25 protein-coding genes and 1 pseudogene are annotated in these 23,084 nt (G+C 60.9%); 8 read left to right on the forward strand and 18 right to left on the reverse strand.

What is annotated here, in order from left to right:
* Positions 1-13 precede the first annotated feature (13 nt).
* The 15 genes and pseudogenes from QO005_RS09855 to madL form a co-directional block, all read right to left on the reverse strand.
* Positions 14-883: a shikimate dehydrogenase gene (locus QO005_RS09855; RefSeq protein ID WP_307157843.1), complete on the reverse strand. Its 870-nt coding sequence runs from the start codon at positions 881-883 to the stop codon at positions 14-16.
* A gap of 102 nt (positions 884-985) precedes the next feature.
* Positions 986-1,069: pseudogene (locus tag QO005_RS09860) on the reverse strand (invasion associated locus B family protein); the annotation flags it as partial.
* A gap of 78 nt (positions 1,070-1,147) precedes the next feature.
* Entirely contained in the window at positions 1,148-1,909 is a 762-nt protein-coding gene (locus QO005_RS09865) for an amino acid ABC transporter ATP-binding protein (protein ID WP_307157844.1), read from the reverse strand.
* 55 nt (positions 1,910-1,964) lie between these two features.
* Positions 1,965-2,807, reverse strand: coding sequence for a transporter substrate-binding domain-containing protein (locus tag QO005_RS09870; protein WP_307157845.1), 843 nt, complete (start codon positions 2,805-2,807; stop codon positions 1,965-1,967).
* 46 nt (positions 2,808-2,853) lie between these two features.
* Positions 2,854-3,504 carry an amino acid ABC transporter permease gene (locus QO005_RS09875; RefSeq protein WP_307157846.1) on the reverse strand — a complete coding sequence of 217 codons (651 nt, stop codon included), beginning with the start codon at positions 3,502-3,504 and terminating at the stop codon, positions 2,854-2,856.
* A gap of 10 nt (positions 3,505-3,514) precedes the next feature.
* Complete coding sequence (locus tag QO005_RS09880) at positions 3,515-4,183, reverse strand: amino acid ABC transporter permease (protein WP_307157847.1); 669 nt, start codon at positions 4,181-4,183, stop codon at positions 3,515-3,517.
* A 283-nt stretch (positions 4,184-4,466) separates the two neighbouring features.
* Positions 4,467-5,381, reverse strand: coding sequence for an ACP S-malonyltransferase (locus tag QO005_RS09885; protein WP_307157848.1), 915 nt, complete (start codon positions 5,379-5,381; stop codon positions 4,467-4,469).
* Entirely contained in the window at positions 5,378-6,337 is a 960-nt protein-coding gene (mdcB, locus tag QO005_RS09890; protein ID WP_307157849.1) for a triphosphoribosyl-dephospho-CoA synthase MdcB, read from the reverse strand. Before mdcB ends, QO005_RS09885 begins: the two co-directional genes overlap by 4 nt.
* Entirely contained in the window at positions 6,334-6,987 is a 654-nt protein-coding gene (gene mdcG / locus QO005_RS09895; protein WP_307157850.1) for a malonate decarboxylase holo-[acyl-carrier-protein] synthase, read from the reverse strand. Before mdcG ends, mdcB begins: the two co-directional genes overlap by 4 nt.
* On the reverse strand, positions 6,977-7,687 hold the full coding sequence (gene mdcE, locus QO005_RS09900) for a biotin-independent malonate decarboxylase subunit gamma (protein ID WP_307157851.1): 711 nt from the start codon (positions 7,685-7,687) through the stop codon (positions 6,977-6,979). Before mdcE ends, mdcG begins: the two co-directional genes overlap by 11 nt.
* Entirely contained in the window at positions 7,684-8,568 is an 885-nt protein-coding gene (locus QO005_RS09905) for a biotin-independent malonate decarboxylase subunit beta (protein WP_307157852.1), read from the reverse strand. The genes mdcE and QO005_RS09905 overlap by 4 nt, the downstream gene beginning before the upstream one ends.
* Positions 8,565-8,888: a malonate decarboxylase acyl carrier protein gene (gene mdcC / locus QO005_RS09910; RefSeq protein ID WP_307157853.1), complete on the reverse strand. Its 324-nt coding sequence runs from the start codon at positions 8,886-8,888 to the stop codon at positions 8,565-8,567. The genes QO005_RS09905 and mdcC overlap by 4 nt, the downstream gene beginning before the upstream one ends.
* Before the next feature lie 8 nt (positions 8,889-8,896).
* Positions 8,897-10,534, reverse strand: coding sequence for a malonate decarboxylase subunit alpha (mdcA, locus tag QO005_RS09915; protein ID WP_307157854.1), 1,638 nt, complete (start codon positions 10,532-10,534; stop codon positions 8,897-8,899).
* A gap of 23 nt (positions 10,535-10,557) precedes the next feature.
* Complete coding sequence (gene madM, locus QO005_RS09920; RefSeq protein WP_307157855.1) at positions 10,558-11,322, reverse strand: malonate transporter subunit MadM; 765 nt, start codon at positions 11,320-11,322, stop codon at positions 10,558-10,560.
* 9 nt (positions 11,323-11,331) lie between these two features.
* Positions 11,332-11,742, reverse strand: a complete 411-nt coding sequence (madL, locus tag QO005_RS09925) for a malonate transporter subunit MadL (protein ID WP_307157856.1) — start codon at positions 11,740-11,742, stop codon at positions 11,332-11,334.
* A 194-nt stretch (positions 11,743-11,936) separates the two neighbouring features.
* Between madL and QO005_RS09930 the strand changes: the two genes are divergently transcribed.
* Positions 11,937-12,608, forward strand: a complete 672-nt coding sequence (locus QO005_RS09930; protein WP_307157857.1) for a GntR family transcriptional regulator — start codon at positions 11,937-11,939, stop codon at positions 12,606-12,608.
* A gap of 39 nt (positions 12,609-12,647) precedes the next feature.
* Here QO005_RS09930 and QO005_RS09935 read toward each other — a convergent pair whose 3' ends face one another.
* Positions 12,648-13,568 carry a LysR family transcriptional regulator gene (locus QO005_RS09935; protein ID WP_307157858.1) on the reverse strand — a complete coding sequence of 307 codons (921 nt, stop codon included), beginning with the start codon at positions 13,566-13,568 and terminating at the stop codon, positions 12,648-12,650.
* Between the two features lie 235 nt (positions 13,569-13,803).
* Here QO005_RS09935 and QO005_RS09940 point away from each other — a divergent pair, with 235 nt between their 5' ends.
* From QO005_RS09940 to QO005_RS09960, 5 genes are all read left to right on the forward strand, one after another.
* Positions 13,804-14,925 (forward strand): hypothetical protein, encoded by a 1,122-nt coding sequence (locus QO005_RS09940; RefSeq protein WP_307157859.1) that lies wholly within the window; start codon positions 13,804-13,806, stop codon positions 14,923-14,925.
* 111 nt (positions 14,926-15,036) lie between these two features.
* Entirely contained in the window at positions 15,037-16,227 is a 1,191-nt protein-coding gene (locus QO005_RS09945; RefSeq protein ID WP_307157860.1) for an MFS transporter, read from the forward strand.
* Positions 16,228-16,258: 31 nt separating this feature from the next.
* Positions 16,259-17,743: a carotenoid oxygenase family protein gene (locus QO005_RS09950; protein WP_307157861.1), complete on the forward strand. Its 1,485-nt coding sequence runs from the start codon at positions 16,259-16,261 to the stop codon at positions 17,741-17,743.
* Positions 17,744-17,837: 94 nt separating this feature from the next.
* Complete coding sequence (locus QO005_RS09955) at positions 17,838-18,500, forward strand: glutathione S-transferase family protein (RefSeq protein ID WP_307157862.1); 663 nt, start codon at positions 17,838-17,840, stop codon at positions 18,498-18,500.
* A gap of 23 nt (positions 18,501-18,523) precedes the next feature.
* Positions 18,524-18,952 (forward strand): GlcG/HbpS family heme-binding protein, encoded by a 429-nt coding sequence (locus QO005_RS09960; protein ID WP_307157863.1) that lies wholly within the window; start codon positions 18,524-18,526, stop codon positions 18,950-18,952.
* Positions 18,953-19,057: 105 nt separating this feature from the next.
* Here QO005_RS09960 and QO005_RS09965 read toward each other — a convergent pair whose 3' ends face one another.
* The gene (locus QO005_RS09965) at positions 19,058-19,957 is read right to left on the reverse strand and encodes a LysR family transcriptional regulator (protein ID WP_307157864.1); all 900 of its coding nucleotides are present in this window, start codon (positions 19,955-19,957) and stop codon (positions 19,058-19,060) included.
* A gap of 95 nt (positions 19,958-20,052) precedes the next feature.
* Here QO005_RS09965 and QO005_RS09970 point away from each other — a divergent pair, with 95 nt between their 5' ends.
* Together QO005_RS09970 and QO005_RS09975 are read left to right on the forward strand one after the other, a co-directional pair.
* Entirely contained in the window at positions 20,053-20,895 is an 843-nt protein-coding gene (locus QO005_RS09970; RefSeq protein ID WP_307157865.1) for a pirin family protein, read from the forward strand.
* Between the two features lie 69 nt (positions 20,896-20,964).
* The gene (locus QO005_RS09975) at positions 20,965-21,621 is read left to right on the forward strand and encodes an NAD(P)-dependent oxidoreductase (RefSeq protein ID WP_307157866.1); all 657 of its coding nucleotides are present in this window, start codon (positions 20,965-20,967) and stop codon (positions 21,619-21,621) included.
* Between the two features lie 342 nt (positions 21,622-21,963).
* On the opposite strand, the gene QO005_RS09980 is transcribed toward QO005_RS09975, so the two are convergent.
* Positions 21,964-22,977 (reverse strand): LacI family DNA-binding transcriptional regulator, encoded by a 1,014-nt coding sequence (locus QO005_RS09980; RefSeq protein WP_307157867.1) that lies wholly within the window; start codon positions 22,975-22,977, stop codon positions 21,964-21,966.
* Positions 22,978-23,084: the final 107 nt, after the last annotated feature.

The following is a 23,084-nucleotide window of genomic DNA, read 5'->3' on the forward strand; positions in this document are numbered from 1 at the left end:
GCGTCGCGGGGACTCATGCGGCCTGCTCCTGCCGGCACAGACTGTCGAAATGAGCGCTCATGCGGTCTGTGTCGGGAAGGCGTCCACAAAACAGCCGGAAGGCTTCGGCAGCCTGAAACACCGTCATTCCGCCGCCCGGCAGAATGCGACAGCCTTTGGCGGAAGCTGTTGCGAGAAGTTCCGTAACCAGCGGCATATAAACGATATCCGCGACCCAATGATGGGGCTGTAGCAGGTCTGCCGATACCGGCATGCCGGGATGGGCGGGCATGCCAACCGGGGTGGCATGGATCAGGCCATTTCCGCTGGCAAGCGAAACGGCCGGATCGGAGACCGCAAAGGCGCGGATGCCACCGAAGCGGGTGTTCAATTGCGAGGCCAGACGTTCTGCCCGCTCAAGCTCCTGGTCGAAGATATCGAGCCTGCCGATCTCCAGCTTCAGGGCGGCATGCGCAACCGCAACGCCTGCACCGCCGGCTCCGATCAACAGCGCGCGATCGCGCGCCACGTCCTTCAGTCCGCGCCGGAAACTCTCGTAGAAACCGTACCAGTCGGTGTTGTGGCCGATGCGGCGACCAGCGTCGAAGACCACGGTATTGACGGCGCCGAGCATGCGGGCATCCTCGGAGAGTTCCGTAAGATAGGGAATGACTGCCTGTTTGAAGGGGTGGGTGATATTGGTGCCGGCAAAGCCGCGCGCTTCCAACTCGTCCAGAAGCTCGGGCAGGGCGCTTTCCGTCACCTGCCGGGCATGAATATCCACCAGTTCATAAGTGTAATCGAGGCCATGGGCCGCGCCCTCCTGCATGTGCAGCGCCGGGGATTTCGACAATTGGATATCGGCGCCGATCAGGCCGACGTGAAAGGAGGTCTTCTCACTCATGGGTCCATCCCATTGCATTGCATCAGGCTTTGAAGGAGGCAGGAGACCTGCTCCGGTTTAGTCTCCGATGCCGGTAAAGATCACCCGCCCGGAGGTCGATACCAGAGCGCTTTTCGATCCGATTGAATCAGAGCGGCGCTCTAACGCTTTATTTTTGAAGCATAATCTTGATCGTCCCCGTTTCACTCCGGTCGGATTATGCTCTAAAAACCGACCGCAGGCTCAAAGCGCTGCGGTAAGGTTTGTTTCAGGTTCTGCACCGCATCAGTGATGCGCCAGGATTTCTCCCAGAAAGGCACGGGTTCTCTGATGCTGGGGATTGCGGAAAAAGATCTCCGGTTCCCCTTCCTCGATGATTTCGCCCGAGGCCATGAAGACGACGCGGTCCGCCACCTGCCGGGCAAAGCCCATTTCATGGGTCACGCAGATCATGGTCATGCCGTCACGGGCCAGCCCAATCATCGTATCCAGCACTTCCTTGACCATTTCCGGATCAAGGGCGGAGGTCGGTTCATCAAACAGCATGGCCTTGGGCTCCATGCATAGCGCCCGGGCGATGGCCGCCCGCTGCTGCTGGCCGCCGGAAAGCTGGGCCGGATATTTGTCCGCCTGATCGAGAATGCGCACCCGTTCCAGATAGGTGCGGGCAACAGCCTCCGCCTTGGCCTTTTCCATCCCCTTCACCCGCATCGGTGCCAGGATGCAGTTTTCCATGATGGTCTTGTGCGGGAAGAGGTTGAAACTCTGGAACACCATGCCCACCTCCCGGCGCACCGCATCGATGCTGCGGCCGGAATCGGTCAGGCGCGTTCCCTCCACGGTGATGCTCCCTTCCTGGATTTCCTCCAGATGGTTTATGCAGCGGATCAGCGTGGATTTTCCCGAGCCGGACGGCCCGCAAAGCACGATTTTCTCGCCCTTGCGAACCGTCAGATTGACGTTTTTCAGCGCATGATAGGAGCCATACCACTTTCCCACTCCCTCGAGAGCGATCAGCGGCGCATGGGCACTGTCGGATTGTGGCATGGAACCCTCCATTGATATCAAGGTTCGAAGATGCTTACGCATCCTCGCCCTGGTATTACTTCACGGTGAAAGGAATATCGGGAAGCTGCTCCGGGAATGGCGGCACGTCGCGCTTCATCCACTTGGCGTAGATCGTCTTCAACTCGCCATTGGCCTTGATCTTGTCGAGAAAGGTGTTGATCGCTTCGTTCCAGTCCTTCTCGCCCGGACGGGTGCCCGCGCCGTTATAAAGCGTCGTCAGATCGAACTTCGCTTCATATTTGCCCTTGGCTGCGGCATCGAGACGGTCGCCGTAGAACTGGTTGCCGCCAATCGCTTCCACCTGTCCGGACAGAAGCGCCTGGATATTGGCCGCGTCATCGTCAAACCGCAGAATGCTTGCCGTCGATCCGGCGCCAGCGGTCAGGGCCGTATCCATGGCGCTCGATTTCGGCACGCCCACCTTGATGCCGGCGAGATCCGCATAGCTGCCGATCTTCTTGTCCTTCGGACCGTAAACGGACAGCACGTTACCGGCATAGGGCTTGGAATACTGGATGGTCTTGGCCCGTTCTGCCGTCATGCCCATGGTGGCAAACAGCACGTCGACCTTGCCGGTCATCAGGGCCGGGATGCGGTTGGCGACAGCCAGCGGCACGAACTCGGCTTTCAGGCCGAGAGACTCGGCAAAGGCCTTGCCGATATCGGCATCGAGCCCATCCTGAACGCCGCTGGAATTTACGAAGCCCCAGGGCGCGTTATCGCCCTGAATACCGATGATCACCTTGCCTCTCGCCTTGGCATCGGCAAGGCTCGCAGCCTCGGCGGATTTCGGCATCACCAGCGGCAGGGCCGCTGCCGCCGCCATCAGCGCCAGCAGGCTGCGGCGCTTATATGTAAGAATGGACTTACTCTTCATTTTGCTCCTCCTTGCAAAAAAAACTATGCTTCTGATTGTTGTCCGTTTATCGCGAAGCGGTCTGCAGCCGCGCTTCCTGGCGCGCGCCCCAGAGCGACAGCGGCCAGCAGATCAGGAAATAGATGAGGCCAACCAGCGCAAAGACGGTGAGCGGCCGGAAGGTCTGGTTCGAGACGATCTGCCCGGCCCGCGACAGTTCCACGAAGCCAACGATGGCCGCCAGCGAGGTGCCCTTGATCAATTGCACCAGAAAGCCGATCGTTGCGGGAAGCGCGATCTTGAAGGCCTGCGGCAGGATCACATCCTTCATGATCGAAGGATAATGCAGGCCCAGCGCCTTTGCGGCTTCCGTCTGGCCTTTCGGAACCGCCTGAATGCCGCCGCGCCAGATTTCGCCCAGAAAGGCGCTGGCATGCAGGGTAAAGGCAATGGCGACGGCAAGCCAGGCATCGATATCGAGCCCGATCAGCGCCACGCCGTAATAGACTACGAAAAGCTGCATCAGGAGCGGCGTGCCCTGGAAAACGGCGATGTAGCCAGCGGTGATCCGCCGTGCCAGCTTATGGTCGGCGGTGCGCGCCAGCGCTACCAGCAGGCCGAAGACGCCGCCGCCGATAAAGCCGATCAGGGTCAGCGCCACCGTCCATTTCAGGCCTTGCAGCAGAAAGAAGATCTCGTTGGGACCAATCGATGCCATGGATGCGCCCTCACTTGACCGGATAGTTGAAGGAAAGGCGGGAGATCAGCCCGAAGACCCCCATCATCAGCCCGGAAATCACCAGATAAAGCAGGGTGATGGAGAAATAGACCTCGAAGGAGCGGAAGGTATCCGCCTCGATCTTCTGCGCCACCGATGTCAGTTCGAAGGCTGCGATGGAGGTGCAGACCGAGGTCGTCAGCGTCAGCATGATGAACTGGCTGGTCAAGGAGGGATAGACAGTGCGCAAGGCAGGCTTCAGGATGATGTGGCGGAAAATCTGTGCCTTGTGCAGCCCAAGTGCGAGACCCGCTTCGACCTGGCCTTTCGGAATGGCATCCACGCCGCCGCGAATGATCTCGATGGCATAGGCGCCGCCATTCAGCGCCAGGGCGATGATCGCCGTTGCCGTCGGGTTGAGCCGAAGGCCGATCTGCGGCAGAGCAAAGAAAACGAAGAAAATCTGCACCAGGAAGGGCGTGTTGCGGATGATTTCCACGAAGGCAATCACCGCCGCCCGCAGTGGCTTGATCGTCGAGCGCCGCGCAATGACACCAAGCACGCCAATCACCGTTGCCAGCGCCATGCCGGCAATGGCAAGACCGATCGTCGCCGCACAGGCGATCAGAAGTTCGGGCAATCGATCGATCACCACCGAGAAATCGAGATTGTACGCCATGCTCCCTCCAGACCCGTGAAACGGGCCGTGCCGGACCGGTGCCGGTCTTTCCTCCTGATTGCGGGCCGTGCGGTGGAACCGAAAATGTGTCCGTCGCGCCTTGCCCCAATGCTCGCCGCTCCTTCAGCGAACATCACGTCTGTAATGTATGTACCAGTTAGTTCAAAATTCTGTCAAGCGGAGAACCCTGCGGAATTCACCGGGTGTTTTGCGGCCTCTCCGGTTTCAAGACATGTGCGGTCTCCACAAAGGAGGAGCGCGTCATCTTCAATGACGCTTCGTATCACATTTGCCGCGCCAGCCAGGCTCCAGCCCCTTCCGCACTTCGGAAATCGGCAAGCGCCCGGCACGCAAGCGCAGGCTCCTGATGGCGCAGCATGGCCGAAAGATCGTTGCCGGGAAGAAGTTCGAAGGCGATATGACAACCGTTTTCCCGTAACGCCGCCATACAGGCCGCCCAGTCGAGCGGCGTGAAAAGCTGTGCCGTCAGGGTTTCGATTGCGCTCGCGCGGTCTCGGACGAGGGCACCATTGATCCCGGCAATCACGGGGATGTCCGGCGGGCGAAAGGGCGCAGCCGACAAGGCGCTGCGGAAAACATCGGCGGCGGGGGCCATCAGCGGCGTGTGTGAGGCGATCTTGACGGCAAGGGCGGTCACATGCGCGCCAGCCTGTTTTGCCTCTTCCCCGACATGGGCGATATCGGCGCTGCGCCCGGCGACCACGAAACGATCTTCGCCGTTGCGGATCGCGATATGGGCATGATGGGCATCGCAGATCGGTGCAAGCCTCGCCTCCAGCAGGCCGCGCACCGCCACCATTCCGGCCTCGTCTTCGAAGGCCGCATCCATGGCGCGGGCACGCGCCCGGGCAAGGCGAATGATCTCCGCCGGGGCGAGGGCTCCGGCGCAGCCATACGCTGCCAGTTCGCCAATGCTGTAGCCGGCAATGACGGCTGGCGGCTCGGGCAGGCGGGCCTGCATCACCGCGAAGCTGGCAAGCGCCGTGGCGCAGAGAACCGGCTGCGCCACGGCGTTGTCGTGCAGCCGCTCCGGGCGGGCGAGAACGGTCTCCATGCGTTCGCCGATGATAGCGGCAAAACTCTCGAACACCGCCCGCGCTTCCGGTTCGTCCTTCAGCATCTCCAGCATGCCGGCGCCTTGAGCGCTTTGTCCTGGGCAGAGAATGGCAAGCGTCATGAGGTCTCCAGAGGGTTTTTCCGCGTTCCCGGACGGAAAACCGGTTCCCACTTTCCCTTGAAACACTCCAGCCCGTGCAGGAAAAGCGTACAGGAGAGAAGATCGGCAGCACCACCAGGCGAAATCCGCCTCTCGCAAAACTGGCGGTGAAGCGCGATGGCGCGCTCCCGTCCATTCCGGGCCATTATGCCACCGCAGGCCAGAAAGGCACGGCTTTCCTGCTGCACGACAGCAAGTCCCTCAGCGCCCGCCCGATGCAGGATGTTGGTGTCGTTCAACACCGCCATGATGGCAAACAGCGCCTGAAGGCTCGCTTCCGTGGCCGTGCGGCCTTCAGAGAGCGCCTGCCGGTAGGCGGGCAGGGCCGCTTGCCGCAGAACCGGATAGGCCGTTGCCGCCTGCTCGCGCGCGCCGGTACCGCCATGGTTGGCCACAGCCTTCAAACCGTTCGACTGGTTCAGAGGTGGACGCGAGGCGAGGATCTCGGCCCCCCAAAGAGCCGCGATCTCGTGACACACCGCGTCTGCCTCCAATGTCTTGCCCCGGGCCTGCCGATGGGCAGCGGCGGCGGCGATGAGGCCGAGATTGAAGATCGCGCCGCGATGGGTGTTGATGCCGCCCGTTGCCGCCATCATCCGCGCCTCGGCTTCGATCCCCAGCCGCTGCATGTCCTGCAGAGGGCGGAATTGGGCGCCTGCCGCCGCGACAGCCGGGAAGTAACCGCGCAGGGCAAAGAGGCTGCGCATGAAGGTTTCCATGGTCATGTCACGATGCGACCCGTTATCCACCGGGCTGACCAGCCCCGGCTTCGGGTAAAGCGCGACCTCGTGATAAAGCGCGCGAATGGCGAGCCGTCCCAGAAAGCTGCAAAAGGCGGCATGGCCTGCATTGGAAGCAAGCTTCTCCGCAGGCGCCGCGTCAAAGCCTGCCGGGTCGTTGCTGGCGAGCACCGTCATTCACGCCCTCCCAATCGGCCCAGGACCTCATCCCGCGGCACGAGACGGGGGCCGCCATGCCGTTTTTCCATCAGTTCCGCGGCATTCGTCGCCAGTTCGCGCAGATTGACCGCCCCTCCATCACAAAGAAGCACCTCGCCATCGAGACGCGGCTGACCATCCAGCGACAGGAGAGCCCTCAGGGCATTCTCGTGCCGGTTTCTCGATGCAAAGCGGATCAGCAGATCGAGATCGGAGGCCGGATGCAGATAGGTTCTGCCGGTGTGAGTTTGCCAGGCCAGCGACCCGAACAGGCCCAGTTCGAAGCCATGATCCTCGGCCAGTGCGAGGATGGCGGAAAGGCGGGGCTGCCACGCCTCAGGTGCCGCCGCCCGCGCCTCCGCCAGCGTCAGGGCCGGTAGAAGATCGTGGATCGCCTCCGTTGCAATGGTCAGCCCCAGCCTCTGCTTGTCCGGGGTGGCGAGACCCAGCCGCACCGTGCCTTCGGCATCGGTGGGATGGGAGGACGCAACGACCAGCGGTCCACCGCCATCGATCCAGCCCGCGAGATGCTGACGTGACTCGTCCCGATGCAGGCAGGCGGCGAAGTCCGGAGAAAACTGCCGCCAGTCTTTGTCCAGGATGACGAAGCGGTGCCGTTCAGGCCGCATCGTCACGCACCCGTGCAGAAATGGCATGGGCCAGCCGTCTGCCGCCGCGCTCGGCGCCATCGGCACGGCGGCGGTCCACAAGCGGATCGTCTTTCAGGGCAAGCGCCTCCTTCAGGTGTTGCGAGAGATCGCCGGTCCACAGCGCCCGCACGGCCCCCATCGCCACATAGTTTTCGACGCCGGGTGCAAACACGGCGCTGTCGCGGGAGAGTTCCTCCAGCCGCTCCACCGGGATCTTGGTCACCCGCGACATGGCGGGCAGGTTCATCACCCGCACCTCGGCCTGTTCCAGCGCATAGCATTGATCGGCCAGCAGGCTGGTCGACAGAAACCCCGCGCTCACCGCTTCGCCGTAGACGAGGCCGATGATCCGGTGCCCCCGGCGTCTTGCCACATCCAGGCATTTGGCGAGATGGGCGATATAGCCGTTGAGGCCCAGCAGTTCATCGCGACGGCTCATTTTCTGGCCGGAGGTATCGACCATCAGCAGCAGGGGCTCGCCGGGTCTGGTTTTCATCACGGCGATGATTTCCCGCGCCATGCGCATGGCAAGATCGATGCCGATGGCCGCTTTGTCGCGGGTGCCGATCACCGTCACGGTGCCTGTGCCAAGCCTGCCGCGCCCGGTGAAAAACGCGCCTTCATGACCGATCTCATGGCCTTGCGGAAACAGCCTGTCGAACACATCGTCCACGCTCATGGTGTAATCCTCTTTCCTGCAACGGCTTCCAGAAAGGCCTCGGTTTCGAGAAGGGGAATGGCGCTCGCAGGCTCTATGCCAAGACTGGTCCAGATCTCCTCGGCATCCCGCAGGCTGCCGAACCGCTCCAGCCGTGTGGCGAGAAAGCCGTGTTCCGCCTCGATCTCTTCCAGACCCATCGGGCTCACCGGTTCGAGCAGGGCGGCGGCCTTTTCCCGGAAGGCCTGAATGTCATCGCTGACGAAGGCCGTTGCCTCGCCCAGGATGTACCGGTGCTTGCCGCCCACGGTGCGCCAGACCAGCGCCTTGTCGGAGGCGTCGAATTCCTCCACGCCCATGGTGGTTTCAATCACTTCCGGGCCGGAAAGGCCAAGCCGCCCTTCCTCCGAGATGACCACGGCGGATGAGAGCCGCGTAGCAATGCCCATGCCTCCGAAAACGCCGAAGCGCCCGCCATCCAGCACGATGGCCGGAATGCCTGCGGCCCTGAGATCCAGCAGGGCGCGCATGATTTCCGAAACTGCAATCAGCCCGGCATTGGCCTCATGCAGGCGCACACCGCCGGATTCAAGCAGCAGCAGCACGCCTGCCGGGCGCTCGATGAGGGCGCGTTCCATCACGCCGGTGATCTTGGCGCCATGCACCTCGCCAACCGCGCCGCCCATGAAGGCCCCTTCCTGCGCGGCGATCAGCACGGTTTTTCCCGCAAGCTTACCCCGTCCAACCACCACGCCGTCATCGAAGGCGGCGGGTGAGCCAAGCGCGCTCAGATGCGGGCTGGTGCACCGCGCTTCAGGCGGCAGAAATTCATGAAAACTGCCCTGATCGATCAATCCATCGATCCGCTCGCGGGCGGTGGCTTCGTACCAGCTTGTGCTCATGGCTTCATCTCCCGGCCACTATAGGCTTTCAGCGCCTGATCGAGGCGCAGCGCCACAACGGCAGGCGTGGCGCCGGCGTCGTTGATCGAAATCCGGATATCGCCGATCTTCCAGCGCTCGAACACATCGGTCAGCACCGCCTGCCAGATCCGTCCGAAGCCGACGGCGGCGGTCTCGATCTCCACGGCGCATTGGCCGGCGAGATCGGCGGGCTCGATCAGCACTTCGAGATTGCCCGATCCCAGCACACCGGAGAGGATGGGGCGGTTACGGGCGGCAAGGGCCGTGCCGCCGGAAAAGGAGAATTCGAGTTTTTCCATGTCTTCGCTCACCAGTTTCGGAAACGGGCCGGGGGATTGTAAAGCCCGTGCGAGGCGCGCACGAGATCCTTCATCGAGCGCGCCGCCAGAAGATCGCGCGTGGCCAGCGACACATCGACGCCCAGATCGGCGGCGCGGCGAATAATGCCCCGGTCGCGCAGGTTTTCGACCATCCGCCGGTCGCGGCCAAGGCCAACCGGCGTATAGCCCGCCACGCCGCGAATGGCCTGTTCGCGCTCCTCCGGCGTGCGGCAGAGCAGAAGGTTGGCAATGCCTTCCTCCGTGACGATATGGGTGACGTCATCGCCGTAAATCATCACCGGCGGCAGGTCGAGGCCGGCGCTTTCCGCCAGCTTCCAGGCATCGAGTTCCTCCACGAAGGCCGGGGCCATGTGTTCGCGGAAGGTTTCCACCATCTGCACGACCAGCTTGCGGCCACGCGGCATGCCGCCGTCCAAGGCCTCGCGTCCCGCCTTCAGCCAGGTGGTGGAGCCGTGGCGGCGGCCTCTGGCATCGGAGCCCATGTTCGGCGCACCGCCAAAGCCCGCGATCCGGCCGAGGGTGGCCGTCGAACTGTTGCCCTGCAGATCGATCTGCAGGGTGGAGCCGATGAACATGTCACAGGCATAGAGTCCGGCCGTCTGCGAGAGCGCCCGATTGGAGCGCATCGAGCCATCGCGCCCGGTGAAGAACACATCGGAACGTGCGCGGATATAGGGCTCCATGCCGAGTTCCGAGCCGAAGCTGTGAACGCTTTCGACAAAGCCCGCCTCGATGGCGGGAATAAGCGCCGGATGCGGGTTGAGGGCCCAATGGGTGGCGATCTTGCCCTTCAACCCAAGGCTTTCGGCATAGGTCGGCAGAAGAAGCTCGATGGCGGCGGTGTCGAAGCCTATGCCGTGATTGAGACGCTTCACCTCATATTCGGCATAGATGCCCTTGATGGCCATCATCGCCATCAGCACCTGGATTTCGGAAATCTGCGCCGGATCGCGGGTAAACAGCGGCTCGATATAATGCGGCTTCGGGCTCTGGACCACGAAATCCACCCAATCCGCCGGAATATCGACGCGCGGAACGGTGTCGACGATTTCGTTGACCTGGGCAATGACAATGCCCTGCCGAAAGGCGGTGGCCTCGACGATCACCGGCGTGTCCTCGGTATTGCCGCCGGTGTAGAGATTGCCGGCGCGGTCGGCCGCCTGGGCGCAGACCAGGCTGACGCGCGGCGTGAGATCGGTAAAGTAGCGCCCGAAAAGTTCGAGATAGGTATGGATCGCGCCGATCCTGAGCTGGCCATTGCCGAGAAGGCGGGCAAGACGGCCTGCCTGCGGTCCCGAAAAGGAAAAATCCAGCCTGCTGGCAATGCCGCGTTCGAACACGTCGAGATGGGCGGGCAGGGCCAGGACCGATTGCACGATATGCAGGTCATGCACCTTGGCGGGATCGAGGTTCGCGAGCCGCCCGGCCAGAAAATCCGCCTGTTTCTGATTGTTGCCTTCAATGCAGACCCGGTCGCCCGGCTCGAGAACGGCACTCAGCAGATCCCCCGTCCTGTCGGCTTCGAAAACCTTGCCCCGGACGAAGGGGGCGGCGCGGGCAAGCCGCGCCTCCCGGTTTTTGGCCTGACTGTTCCAGTCGCGCATCGTGTTTTCCTTTGTCTGAACGTTCAGCCGAACATGGCTTTCACGGCGAGAAAGAGAATGGAAGGCCCTAGCAGGCAGCCAAAGCCGGTGTGAAAGGTGGCGACCAGCGCCCCATAGGGCACGAGACGGCGATCGGTGGCTGCAAGCCCGGCACTGACACCGCTGACGGTGCCGGCCAGTCCGCCGAACACCATGGCCGCCTGCGGATTGTTGAGCCGCATCGGCCCGGCAAAGACCGAGGTGAAGACCATGACCAGGATCGCCTTCACCACGCCGGTGGCGATGGATAGCGCAATCACATCGGAGGACGCGCCGATGGCCGCCCCCGTAACCGGCCCGACGATATAGGTAACGGCACCCGCGCCAATCGTCGTCAGCGCCACCGGGTCGCGGTAGCCGAAGGCAAAGGCTACCGAAACCCCGACAACAAAGGGCAGGACGGTGCCGAGCAGCAGGGCGATGAAGCCCAGCCATCCGGCCTTTTTCGCCTCATCCACATGCACTTCGCTGGCGGTGGCGACAATGGTGAAATCCCGCATCATCGCGCCGCCCATCAGCGCCAGGCCGCCGAATTCGGCAATATCGGCCAGGCCTTTGGCCTTGCCGGTGATCGACCCCCCCAGCCAGGCCAGCGCCAGTCCGGCCAGCACCGCAATGGCCGAGCCTGCCACGCGCCCGCCCGTCAGATGCTTGCCCAGGAGATTGGAGATCCAGATCACCAGGCCGATAAAGGCAAAGGCTGTGACGAGCTGGCCTTCGAGAATGGTCTTTTCCAGAAGATGAAACATCGCCGCTCCTCACTGTCCCTTGACGGTATCATGGGTGGCGGCCAGCGGATCGGCGTCGGGATTGCTCCGTTCGATGATCCGGTTGATGACGCCGACGAAGAAGAAGCAGACGCTGAAGGTCAGCACTGCCGCCAGAATGGCCAGCGGGCCGGAGCGGACCGCGACGATGACATTCTGCGTGGAGGCCATGGCGACCACGACGGGGATATACATCGAAGCCCAGAAGGTCACGCCCCTGGCCGTCTCCGGCACATAGAAGCCGAGCTTCTGCATTTTATGAATGGCGGCGATCAGCAGCATCATGGCGATGCCCACCCCGCCGACATTGGCTTTCACGCCGATCAACACGGCAATGCCCTCACCGATGGCAATGCCCGCCAGATAGCAGGCTGCCAGAAGGGCCGTCCCAAAAATCACCATAGGCGGACCTCCCCCGGCCCGCACCGGTTTTTCCATGCACTTGCAATCATTCCTGCTCCTCCCATGTCACCGGAATTTTGAATGCAAAAAAGCTTATATGTATTCATAAAGGATTTTATGTATACAGACAAAAAATTGGACAGCTTGTCAAGCTGCCGGTAATGCTCGTCTGGAGAGGGATGTGGATCACACCGATGGACATGAAAACGACAAGCCTGCCGCTTTCCGATCAATTGCTGGAAGCCATTGAGGAAAGGATCGTTACGGGCGCTTACCCGCCGGGAACGCGGCTGGACGAAGTGGACCTGGCAAAGGTGTTCGAGGTCTCCCGCACGCCGATCCGCGAGGCGCTGATCCGCTTGGAAACCATGCGCATCATCGAGAAGGTGCCGCGCAAGGGCTGGGTGGTCACGCCGATCTCACCGCAAAGCCTGTGCGAGATGTTCGAGTTTATTTCCGAACTGGAAGCGCTGTGCGGACTGTTTGCCGCGCGCCGCGCCACACCCTTCCAGATCCAGCAATTGCTGTCGGCGCATGAGGCCTGTCGTGATGTCGATGATCCGGATGCCTATTACCGCGCCAATGAGGGCTTTCACAAGGCGCTCTATGCCGCTGCCGGCAACAGCTATCTTCTGGAGCAGCTTACGGAAATGCAGCGGCGCGCCCGTCCTTACCGGCGGCTGCAATTGCGCGCGCCGGAACGTATCAAGGCGTCTTTCGCCGAACACGAGGCGATTGTCGCCGCCGTTCTCGCCCGCGACGAGGGGGCGGCTGCCGAGAGGCTGCGCGAGCACGTCATGCTGCAGGGGGACCGGTTCAACCGCCTGCTGCAATCTCTGGAAGGTTTTGGCCGGGCAGGGCGATAAGGCTGATATCTACGTGCATGCCCTGCAATATCTCAAGGTTCACGCCGTTGGCCTGTGTATTTTCAAGGTATTGATAATCTCGCTCCGCAGCCATTGATGGCAAGGATCTGAATCGAGATATTTCGGCCAGACGATCACCTCTTTCAGTGGCTGCATCGTGAAAGGCGCGTCGAAGACTTTCAGCGGAAATTGTCCGGCGATGCGGTTGGCGACGCTGCGGTGCAAGGTTGCGAGGCGGCGCGTGCCCAGAAGCAGATGCGGAACTGCTCCGAAATATTCCACCGTGCATTCCACCCGCCGCTGCTGACCATAGCGCGGCAGGAACCAGTCCTCGAAGGCGATGCTGCTGTCTTCGCCGAACCGCACCGCTACATGGCCAAGGGCAAGGTAGTCCTCCATGCTGAGGGTCTCCTGCTCCTTGAAGTTTTCCTTGCAGCCCAGGCAGACCTGGTCGTCGCTGAAAAGCAGCGTCTGCGGATGCTGCAGCCGTGCTGCGTATTGCTCGGGAATGACCAGAATATCGATATTGCCGCGGTCGAACACTTCCACCACCTGCTTTGGTGGACGTCTGAGATCCAGCCGGATGCCCGGTGCAGCGGTGACAAGGTTTCGCACCACCGTGGCAAACAGGGTCTCTACCATGTGATCCGAGGCGTGCACGGTGAAGCGCCGGTTGGCGGTCGTCGGATCGAAGCTCGCCTTCAGCGCCATGGTGGTGCGGGCATGGTTCAGCGTCTCGCGCACCGGGCCGATCAGCGTCTGGGCCAGCGGCGTCAGTTCCAGGCGCCGTCCCACCTGCACCAGAAGCGCATCCTCGAAATAATCCCTGAGCCGCGAAAGGGCGGCGCTTGTGGCCGATTGGCCGATATGCAGCCGCTCACTGGCCCGCGTGACGTTGCGCTCCTCCAGCAGCACATCGAGCACGACCAGAAGGTTGAGATCAAACCGGTCCAGCCGCATCGGCGCCTCCTCCGTCTCCAGCTATTAATCCTATCGATGATTGGCATGAATACAATCTGATTTTCATTTGGTTGACCATTGTTAATTCTATCCCCGTGGCAAACGCGGATGGAGGCGTTTTGCCCCGCATGTTCGGCAGGCACCGATAGCTGCCTGCGTCAGAACTTGCAGACACACAGATCTGGGCACTGCGGGGGCCGTTGGCCAACCCGATCTGCCTATTCGGGAGGGGATCATGAAACGACACTGTTGGGTGGCCGTCACGGCCGCCGGCTTTTTGACGCCTTGGGTTTGGACAGCGGGCGCGTTGGCTGCGGATGCGGCCATCGCTGACGCGGGTCCACAGGGTCAATACCTGCCACCGGCCCTTGCGGCGGAAAACAATCTCGGGCAGGCGGGGCTGCTGCGGTCTTATTTCGACAGCGATCAGTTCGGGTCGGTGCAATGGCGCGTCGGTCAGGGGCGCAATACGGTTTCCGATGCTGCCGCCTCCGGCCGCCCGAAGAGCGATTACAAGGATGGAACGACCGACACGATTGTTCCCACCAACTTTCTTTTCATGCTGCCGGATCAGGAATCGATGATCCGTCTCGGTTTGCGCGGGACGTTTTCAAACGGTGCGAACTATCCGGTGGAGCTGGATGGCGGAACCGGACGCCTTGATCTTCAATATCTGCGCTTTCTCAACCCGCAGACCATGGTCGCGATTGGCGGGCTCTATGAACAGACCTATCTGGACATCGAAGGGGCAGGGTCGGTGAAACGGTTCGCAGGCGGGGTTCGCGGCGATGTGTTGAGCGAGTTCTCCACCCATTGGGGCATTGCCGCCCGTGCCGAATATAGCTGGGGCCAGACCGATCTCAGCATTGCCGCCGGGCCGGGCGTCACCATGCGGCACAATCAGGGCGATGATCATCTCTACACCCAGGCCGAACTGATCGGCCAATATCGCCATGACGATATCGCTCTCGTGCCAGAGGGCTGGGTTTTCCATCCGGTGCTGGGCATTCAGTTCGAGCGGAGTTTCCTGGAGGCCACGGCCAATAACTTCGGTGTGGTGTCCTCCGGCGTGGTCGGTCCCAGGGAAGACTACGGCACGGCCTGGGCGCATCTGCGCCTGGAAAAGGAAACCGCGCCCGGCCACTGGTCGCCCAATGTGCTCGTCGGTTTCGAGCGGGAATATGTCAACGATCTCGATTCCGTTGTCTACGAGCCGAATTACGCGGTTTTCGGCGCGGGCGCCTCGATCATGTTTGGCAAGGGCCAGCGCTTCGAGATTTCCTATACGCGCCATGAGGGCCTGCGCGGCGAGCGCTGGAATCAGGCGCTGGTCGGTACGCTGACCATGAATTTCTGATCAGGCCGGGGCCGGCGAAAAGGTGGCACGGGCAAAGCGTCGCCCTCCCACCGCCGGCCCCGGCAAATCCCCGGCAGGGTTTTCCTGCACCTGTTTTCTCGGGAGGAGAAAATGTCGAAACTCAACAGCTTCACCGGTCATGCAGCCCTCAGCGTCTGTCATATGGCCGGAATGATCGATCTGGCGGCCCTTCCCTTATGGATCGGCACCCTCATGAAGTTCTACGGTCTCGGGGCGCCGCAGGCCGGGTTGACGGTCACGGCGTTTCTGGCTGCGGCTGTCGCGTCCAGTTCGGTGTTTGCGCCCATGTTTACCCGGCTGCCGCATCGGTTGTTTGCCGCCGGTGGATTTGCGTTGGCAACCGTTGCTTTCTTTGTTGCGTCCCGCCTGCCCGCCTCGGCTGACAGCTTTTCGTTTTTGCTCATTCTGCACGCGGTTGCAGGGATGGGCGCAGGCGGCGCGCTCTCCGTGACCCACGGGTCCATCGGACGCACCTCCAATCCGCATCGGCTGTTCGGCATCGTCAATGTGGCCATGGGCTTGCTGGCCATCGTCATGTTCGCCGTTCTTCCGGGGGCGGTGGCCGCAGCCGGGGGATCGGTGCTGTTTCTGGCCTTTGCGTTGACCATGGGCTTTGCGGCGCTCGTGTCGCTGCTGTTCTTTCCCTCGGTGGAAAAGTCAGCTGCCGGTGACGCCTCGCATGCACCGCGTGCTCTTTCGGCGGAACCTCTGTCGGGCATTGCCTGGTTGATCATCGGCGCCATCGTCTGCCTGGCGCTTGCCCAGGCCACGGTATTTTCCTTCGTCGAACGCATTGGCGACGCCAGGGGCTTCAGCGGCGATACCGTGCAGTTCGTTCTGGTCGTCATGGGTTTCATCAACCTCATTCCCGGCGCCCTTGCTGCCCTTCTGCAAAAGCGCCTGCCGCCACTGGGTGTCGGGCTGGCGGGGCCGGTTCTCCAGACGGTGCTGGCCATGTGCATTACCCATGCCACGGTCTTCCCGGTCTATGCAGCACCGGCAATGGCCTATGTCTCTGTCGTCATTTTTACTCATACCTTCCTGTTCGGCTTTCTGTCGAAGGTGGACCGAACGGGCAGAGCCGTGGCCGCGACGCCTGCGATGATGATGTCCGGCTCGGCCATCGGCCCGGCGCTTGGCGGCGTCATCGTTGCCAATGTCGGCTATGGCGGACTTGGCTGGGCGGTGTTCGCCATCGCCACCCTGGCCGTGACTTTTCTTGCGATTGCCCGCCGCAAACTGGCCCGTGATGCGCTTCGGCCTGTGCTGGCGACCGCCTAATTCGACGCTTAACCTGAAAAGGAGTCTTCCGATGAATGAACGTTTCAATGTGCCGCCGGGCCTGCAATTTCCGCAGGACATCGTCTTTACCGGCTATGCGGCGCCGGTGCGCATCGAGGGCGAGGTGCATGACCTCGAAGTGATCGGCCGCATTCCGCACGAGCTGGAGGGCATGTATATCCGCAACAGCGCCGATCACGCCTATCCGCCGCTGCACGGCAAGGACATCTTTCTGAACGGCGATGGCATGGTGCATTCCGTGCGGATCCAGAACGGCCATGCCGATCTGACCATGCGCTATGTCCGTACCCGCAAGTTCGAGCTGGAGCGGGCCGCCCGCAAGGCGCTGTTCGGGGCTTACCGCAATCCCTTCACCGACTCGCCCGAGGTGGCCGGCGAGGATGCCAACACCGCCAATACTTCCGTGCTGTGGCATCACGGCAAGCTCTATGCGCTGAAGGAAGCGGGCCGGCCCTATGAGCTGGATCCCAACGATCTCACCACCAGGGGCGAAAGCGATTTCGGCGGACAGCTTAAGAGCCGCACCTTTACCGCTCACCCGAAAATCGACCCGGTCACCGGCGATTGCATTGCCTTTGCCTATAACTGCGAGGGTGTCGCCAGCGACGAGATCGAAGTCTATGTCATCGACAAGGAGGGCGAGTTCAAGAGCACCGAGCGCTTCAAGGCTCCCTATTGCTCCATGGTGCACGACTTCCTCGTTTCCCGCAATTTCATCGCCTTCGTCATCTGCCCGATGGTCTGCGATTGGGAGCGGGTGAAGAACGGCGAGCCCTACTGGCATTGGGACAGCCACAAGAACACCTATATCGCCGTCATACCGCGCGATCAGGGCGTGTCTGCCATTCGCTGGTACACCGCGCCGAAGATTGCCATGCAGACCCACACGTTCAATGCCTGGGATGACGGAAGCCGGCTGGTGCTCGACCATTTCGTCACCGCTTCCGGCTGGCTCAGCCAGTTCCCCGACATCCATGATCCGCATGCGCATGAAATGCCGCCCTTCGGCGAGCGCTGGATTGTCGATCTGTCGAGCCCGGAAAGCGCGGTGAAGGTGGAGCGCTTCATCAATCACATCGGCGAAATGCCGGTGGTGGACGGGCGCTTTGCCATGCGGCGCACGCGCCACTATTGGTTCGGCACCAACCATCCGGAAAGCTGGCCCATGCTGCAGCCGGGACCGAAAGGCCCGCCCTTTACCTGCCTCGGCCATTTCGACGAGCATACCGGCAAGATCGATCTCTTCTACGCCGGCCCTGATGCCTCGCCGGAAGAGCCCTGCTTCGTGCCGCGCAGTCCCGATGCCGAGGAAGGCGATGGCTGGCTGATGACCATGGTGGGACGCCGGGCGGAAAACCGCACCGACCTCGTCATTCTCGATGCCCGCAATCTCTCCAAGGGGCCAGTGGCAATCGTCAAGTTCCCCTGCCGGGTGCATGAAGGTTTCCACGGCATCTGGGTGCCGGGCAGCGGGCTTGCCTCGGACCGTCTTTGATCCACGCTCTTTTGCCCTCGCAAATGCCGCCCTGTCTGGTGGCATTTGCTGCATCACAGGTCAGCCTCCGAAAGGAGGCCATGGGAGGAACACCGTGATTACATTGTATGGCGACCCCGCCAAAACCCGCGCTAATCGCTGCAGCTGGATGCTGAAGGAGCTTGAAATCGAGTTTTCGCTGGAGAAACTTGCCTTTCTTCCGGGACAGCCGAAGCCGCCGGAATTTCTCGCGCTCAACCCGAACGGCAAATGCCCGACTCTGGTGGATGAGGGTTTCAGCCTGTTCGAATCGCTGGCGATCAACCTCTACCTTGCCAAAAAATATGGCGGTGTGCTCGGTCCTCAAACGGCCGAGGAAGAGGCGCTGGTCACCCAATGGTCGCTCTGGGTGATGGCCGAGGTGGAAAAGCCGCTTCTCATGGCCGCTGCCATTCGCACCCTGTTCACCCCCGCAGACCCGAGCGATGAAGAACTGGAACTGGCGCTGTGGAAACTGGCACGTCCCTGGGGTGTGCTGAATGCGCATCTGGAGCGGCAGCCCTTCATCCTCGGCGAGCGGTTCAGCGTGGCGGATATCAATGTCGCATCCGTCATGCATATGGCGCTGATTGCCGAGCTGAACATGTCCGCCTGGCCCGCGCTGAAAGCCTGGCTTGACACCTGCCTGTCGCGACCGCAGGCTATCGATCTGCTGACTGTGGATTTCAAGGTGCCGCGCCCGAAGACGCCGCGCGATATCATCGCGATGTTTCTGTAAACCGTATTTTCATGAGGTCAGTTGTGACACGTCTTACCCTGAACCAGGCCACGCTCATCATCGACGCCGCCCTTGCCGAAGGGCGCGAGCGCAACCTCGCCCCGCTTGCCGTGGCCGTGCTGGATGCCGGTGGTCATCTGATTGCCTATAAGCGCGAGGACGGTGCCGGTATCGTTCGTTTCGAAATTGCCTTCGGCAAGGCCTGGGGGTCGCTTGGCATGGGTTTCGGCTCGCGTGAACTCGCCAAGCGGTCTGAAAAATTTCCGACCTTCTTTTCCATGCTGGGCGATGTCAGCGGCGGGCGCATGGTGCCTTCGCCGGGCGGCGTTCTGATCCTTGACGCACATCGCGAGGTGATCGGGGCCATCGGCATTTCCGGCGATGTCGGCGACAATGACGAGGTCTGCGCGCTGGCAGGCATTGAGGCTGCCGGTCTCATCGCCGGGAGTTAACACCTACAGCGCCGTGCGCCATATATGGCGCACGGCGCTGTGAGCTTTAAGCTTTTTTTTTAAAGCATTTCCGGACGGAAAGCCGCGACGACACTTTGCTCAGGATCAAAGCTCAGACGATGCCTTGACGAGCTCCTCGATGAGCCCTCGCCCCGCTGGCCCAGGCGGGGTGTCAGTTCTATAGGTGGCAGACATGGTGATATTGGAGGCAACGGTCATGTCGGCAATCTCGAGCGGGACCAACACGCCGCGCTCAAGTTCATCGCGGATGATGTCCACTGGCATGCCTCCCCAGCCCAGTCCTGCCTTTAACAGTGCATGCTTGGCAGCCAAGTCGTAAAGTCGCCAGGTCTTGGGTGAAAAAACCCGAAAATCCTTCTCCTCCGCGAGCTTTGAGCGGTCGGATAAAACAAGCTGCACATGTTGCGCGAGGACCTTGGTCGGAATGGGCCCGACGTAATCGGCAAGCGGATGATTGGGTGCTGCCACCATCTGATATCCGACCTGCAGCAGATATTCACTGCTCAGGTCCGGGCAGGTGCCGCCAATCGGCCCGCGAATACCAAAGGTGCATGTACCGTCCATAACGAGTTCAAGAACGGCGCTGAGCCCTTCGACCGAAATGCGCAATTGTGTATCCGGAAAGCGCCTTTGGAAGTTTGCAACAGCTTGCGTCAGCACCCGGGTGGGAAACAGCACGTTGATCACGACGCTCAGCTCCGGTTCAAGGCCGCCCGCCAATCCCCGCGCCCGGGCCTTGAACTGATCCACTGCGCCAGTGACACCACGCGCTTGCTCAAGCAGGGCACGACCGTGCTCGGTTAGCGCCGGATAGCGACCGTTTCGATCGAATAAGGTCACGCCGATCAGATTTTCAAGATTAGCAATCGTTTGGCTCACCACCGACTGCGCCCGTCCGAGTTGACGACCGGCGGAAGAAAAACTGCCAGAATCAGCTGCAGCCACAAACGTCCGCAGCTGATCGAGTGAAAACCCGTCGATCATCTATCGTTATATCCTATGGTTTCCATCTTTAAATATAGGGTTTTTAGATGGGAAGCAATGCGGCATAGAGAGGTCAGTCGCGAAGGAGTTTCTTCATGGTCATCCGTGTTTCCGACATTATTCATGCCCGCAGCCACGGCAAAGGTAACATATTTTCGGTTCATACCATCGGCCTCGAGCGGATGCATGGCCTTTCGTCGCCACTTGCGCTCCTTGACAATTTTCGCGTCTCCGGTCAGCCCTTCGGGCCCCATCCCCACGCGGGTTTCTCGGCAATAACCTATGTGTTTGAAGATTCCCCGGCTTCGCTCCGAAGCCGTGACTCACTCGGGAATGATGTCGAGATCGGCCCTGGCGGCATTGTCTGGTTGCAGGCTGGCCGTGGAGCGCTGCATCAGGAGGTGCCAGCCGTGCGCGGTGCGGAAATTCACGGCGCCCAGATCTACGTCAACCTCTCCATGCGCAATAAGCTCGCGGAACCGAAGACGATGTACATGCTGTCCGATCGGGTTCCCGAGTGGCGCAATCCGGCTGGAGACCGCATCCGTGTTTTGGTTGGCTGTTTCGGAAATGTGTTGTCCTTGATCAAACCAGTAGAACCCTACTCAATCCTTGAGGCGTTTGTGCTCGACCGTGTTTCCTACCCAATTCATTCAGGGGACAACACAGTCATATACGTGCTCGATGGCGAACTGAGTGTCGAGATCGACGGCAAAATCCATGATCTGTCGACAGAGACCGCGATCGCCCTTTCTGGCGCCGGAGAGGTGCACCTCAGCGCGCGGGGCGGGATCGCTCATGTCCTTGTCCTTTCGGGGCCAGCATTGAACGAGCCTGTTGTCGCTGATGGACCGTTCATCATGAACGACTTGAGCGGAATTCGCAGCGCCTACCAGCGCTTCCATTCAGGCGAGATGGGTGATCTCGAAGCAGTTTAGCGGCATCTGAAAGGCAAAAGCCATAGCTGCTTCTCACGACTTTCATACAGATCAAACAGGAGTCATTTCATGAGTAAACCCAGGAAGATCACCGTGATCGGCGGCACGGGATATGCCGGTTCGGCAATTGCGCGCGAAGCTGTAAAGCGCGGACATGTCGTCACGTCGATCAGCCGATCGCTTCCGTCCGAACCGATCCCGAATGTGAACTATGTGACAGCGAGTATCGAGGACGCGGGCACGACAATTGCTGACGCTGATGTCATTGTGGGCGCGTTTTCCCCGCGTGGTTCCAACAAGGGCAAACTCGCCAATGTCTATGCCGCGCTTGCAAGCAAGGCCGCAGCTTCAGGTGCGCGTCTCGTTCTGGTCGGAGGGTTCTCATGCCTGCGGCGGGAAGCCGGTGCGCCGCGCATGTTGGAAGGTGAGAGCTTTCCACCGGATGTCCCGGCCGAGGTCGTTGCAGAGGCGCTGGAAAATCTCGACGTTTTGAATAATCTGCTGGCCGATACCACTGGCGTGGACTGGCTGTTCGTCTCGCCGGCCATGGAATTCTCAGCCTGGCAGCCGGGAGAGGATCTGGGGCACTATCGCATTGGTGATGAAGTTGCGCTCTTTGACGAGAACGGCAGATCGGCGATCAGCGGTATCGATTACGCCCGTGCTGTGCTTGACGAGATTGAGCATCCGACGCGTCACAGAGCGCAAGTCGGGGTTGCCTATTAGAGCATTGTCCCAGGAAAAGCGTAGAAACAAAACAGAGAACACGTCCGGTGAAATTTTGGTCACCGGACGTGTTCTCTGTTTTTGGGAGGTGAGAATACCACTTTTACACTCCCCAAATCGTAAATGCCTTTGGGTACGCCTAAAGTGACATTTTAATGTGACGCGAGCGGATACGGCATCAAAATAGCCCAGGGTGAAAAATGCCCGCGATAGCACCATGACAGGGTTCGTACAGCAACACATGCCCGATCATGACCAATTTACGGGGAGCTAATCGTATAGGTGCTATAGAAGTGGAAAGCGGAGATGCGCGTCTCGTTCTTCTTGCTTTAGTGCATGCATTTAAGCATTTTCGGCCAAAAATATTTGAATGTCTGTCGATGTCGATGCCGCATTCCCTGGCAATCTCCCTAAGAATTTTGCGATAGTTTCCACCGCAAGGCGCGCTTCCAGCAGCGGCCTTTGGTCGATCACGGCGCTTATCTTGCGTGACTTGAGCAGGGCACGCCGGTTTGGGGTGAGTTCATGGGTAATCATAACCGTATCGTCAATTCTGCCGAGACGTTGGAGGGCGCCGACAATGGGCATTGCACCGGCTGACAAGTGATAGATGCCCCGCAATACCGGGTCGTCTTTGAAAGCAATTTCCACCACCCGACCTGCTTCCTCCTGATCCTCGCCCGTCTCCAGAACGGAGGCGAGACTACACTTCGGATAACGTTCGGCGATGATGGTCCGAAACCCGGCTTCTCTTTCCCTGTGCCCGGCGATGTCACGGGAACCGGTTACCATCACCACCCGGCCGCCTTCGGCCCCCAAAAACAGGCCCATGAGATCTCCTGCCACCCGGCCTGCCTGCTGGTCATCCGGCCCCACATAGGCGGCTCGTCCGCAGTCGCTCAGGTCTGTGGCAAGAGTGACCACTGGAATTTTTTGAGACAGAATTGCGACGGCTTCTCGAACGCGGATATCGTCGGGGCTCGTGATAATCAGGCCGTTATAGGAGCGACAGTCGCGGATGGCGGCTGCGATGGCAGCGGGTTTCCGCGGATCGATGTGGTGAACGAAGAACTGCATATTCAGAGGAGCATACATTCGGGAGGCAAGGTCGATGCCTTCCCGCAGCGCCGCATGAAAAGGGTTCACCGGAGGCTGTATGAGGACCGCGATCCGCAATGTCCGGGAGGGAGGGCGGTCCAGCGCTCGGTCAATGCCGAGGGCGCGTGCAGCAGCCAGCACGAGGTCCTCCTTGTCCGTGCGGACTCCGCCACGATTGTTCAGGACCCGATCCACCGTTGCGGTTGAGACACCGGCTGCCTTGGCGACATCCGCAATGCTCACCTTTCGTGCAATCATTTGTTCCTCCATGCTCCGCTTGATGGAATCCCATCAAAATCCAAGTTTGTAAACCGGCTCTTTGTGGTTACACCTTTGGGTCAAGGAGGGTCGCCCACCCTGTGAGC

Origin of the sequence: Allorhizobium paknamense (assembly GCF_030815125.1) — a bacterium.
Taxonomy (GTDB): Bacteria; Pseudomonadota; Alphaproteobacteria; order Rhizobiales; family Rhizobiaceae; genus Allorhizobium; species Allorhizobium paknamense.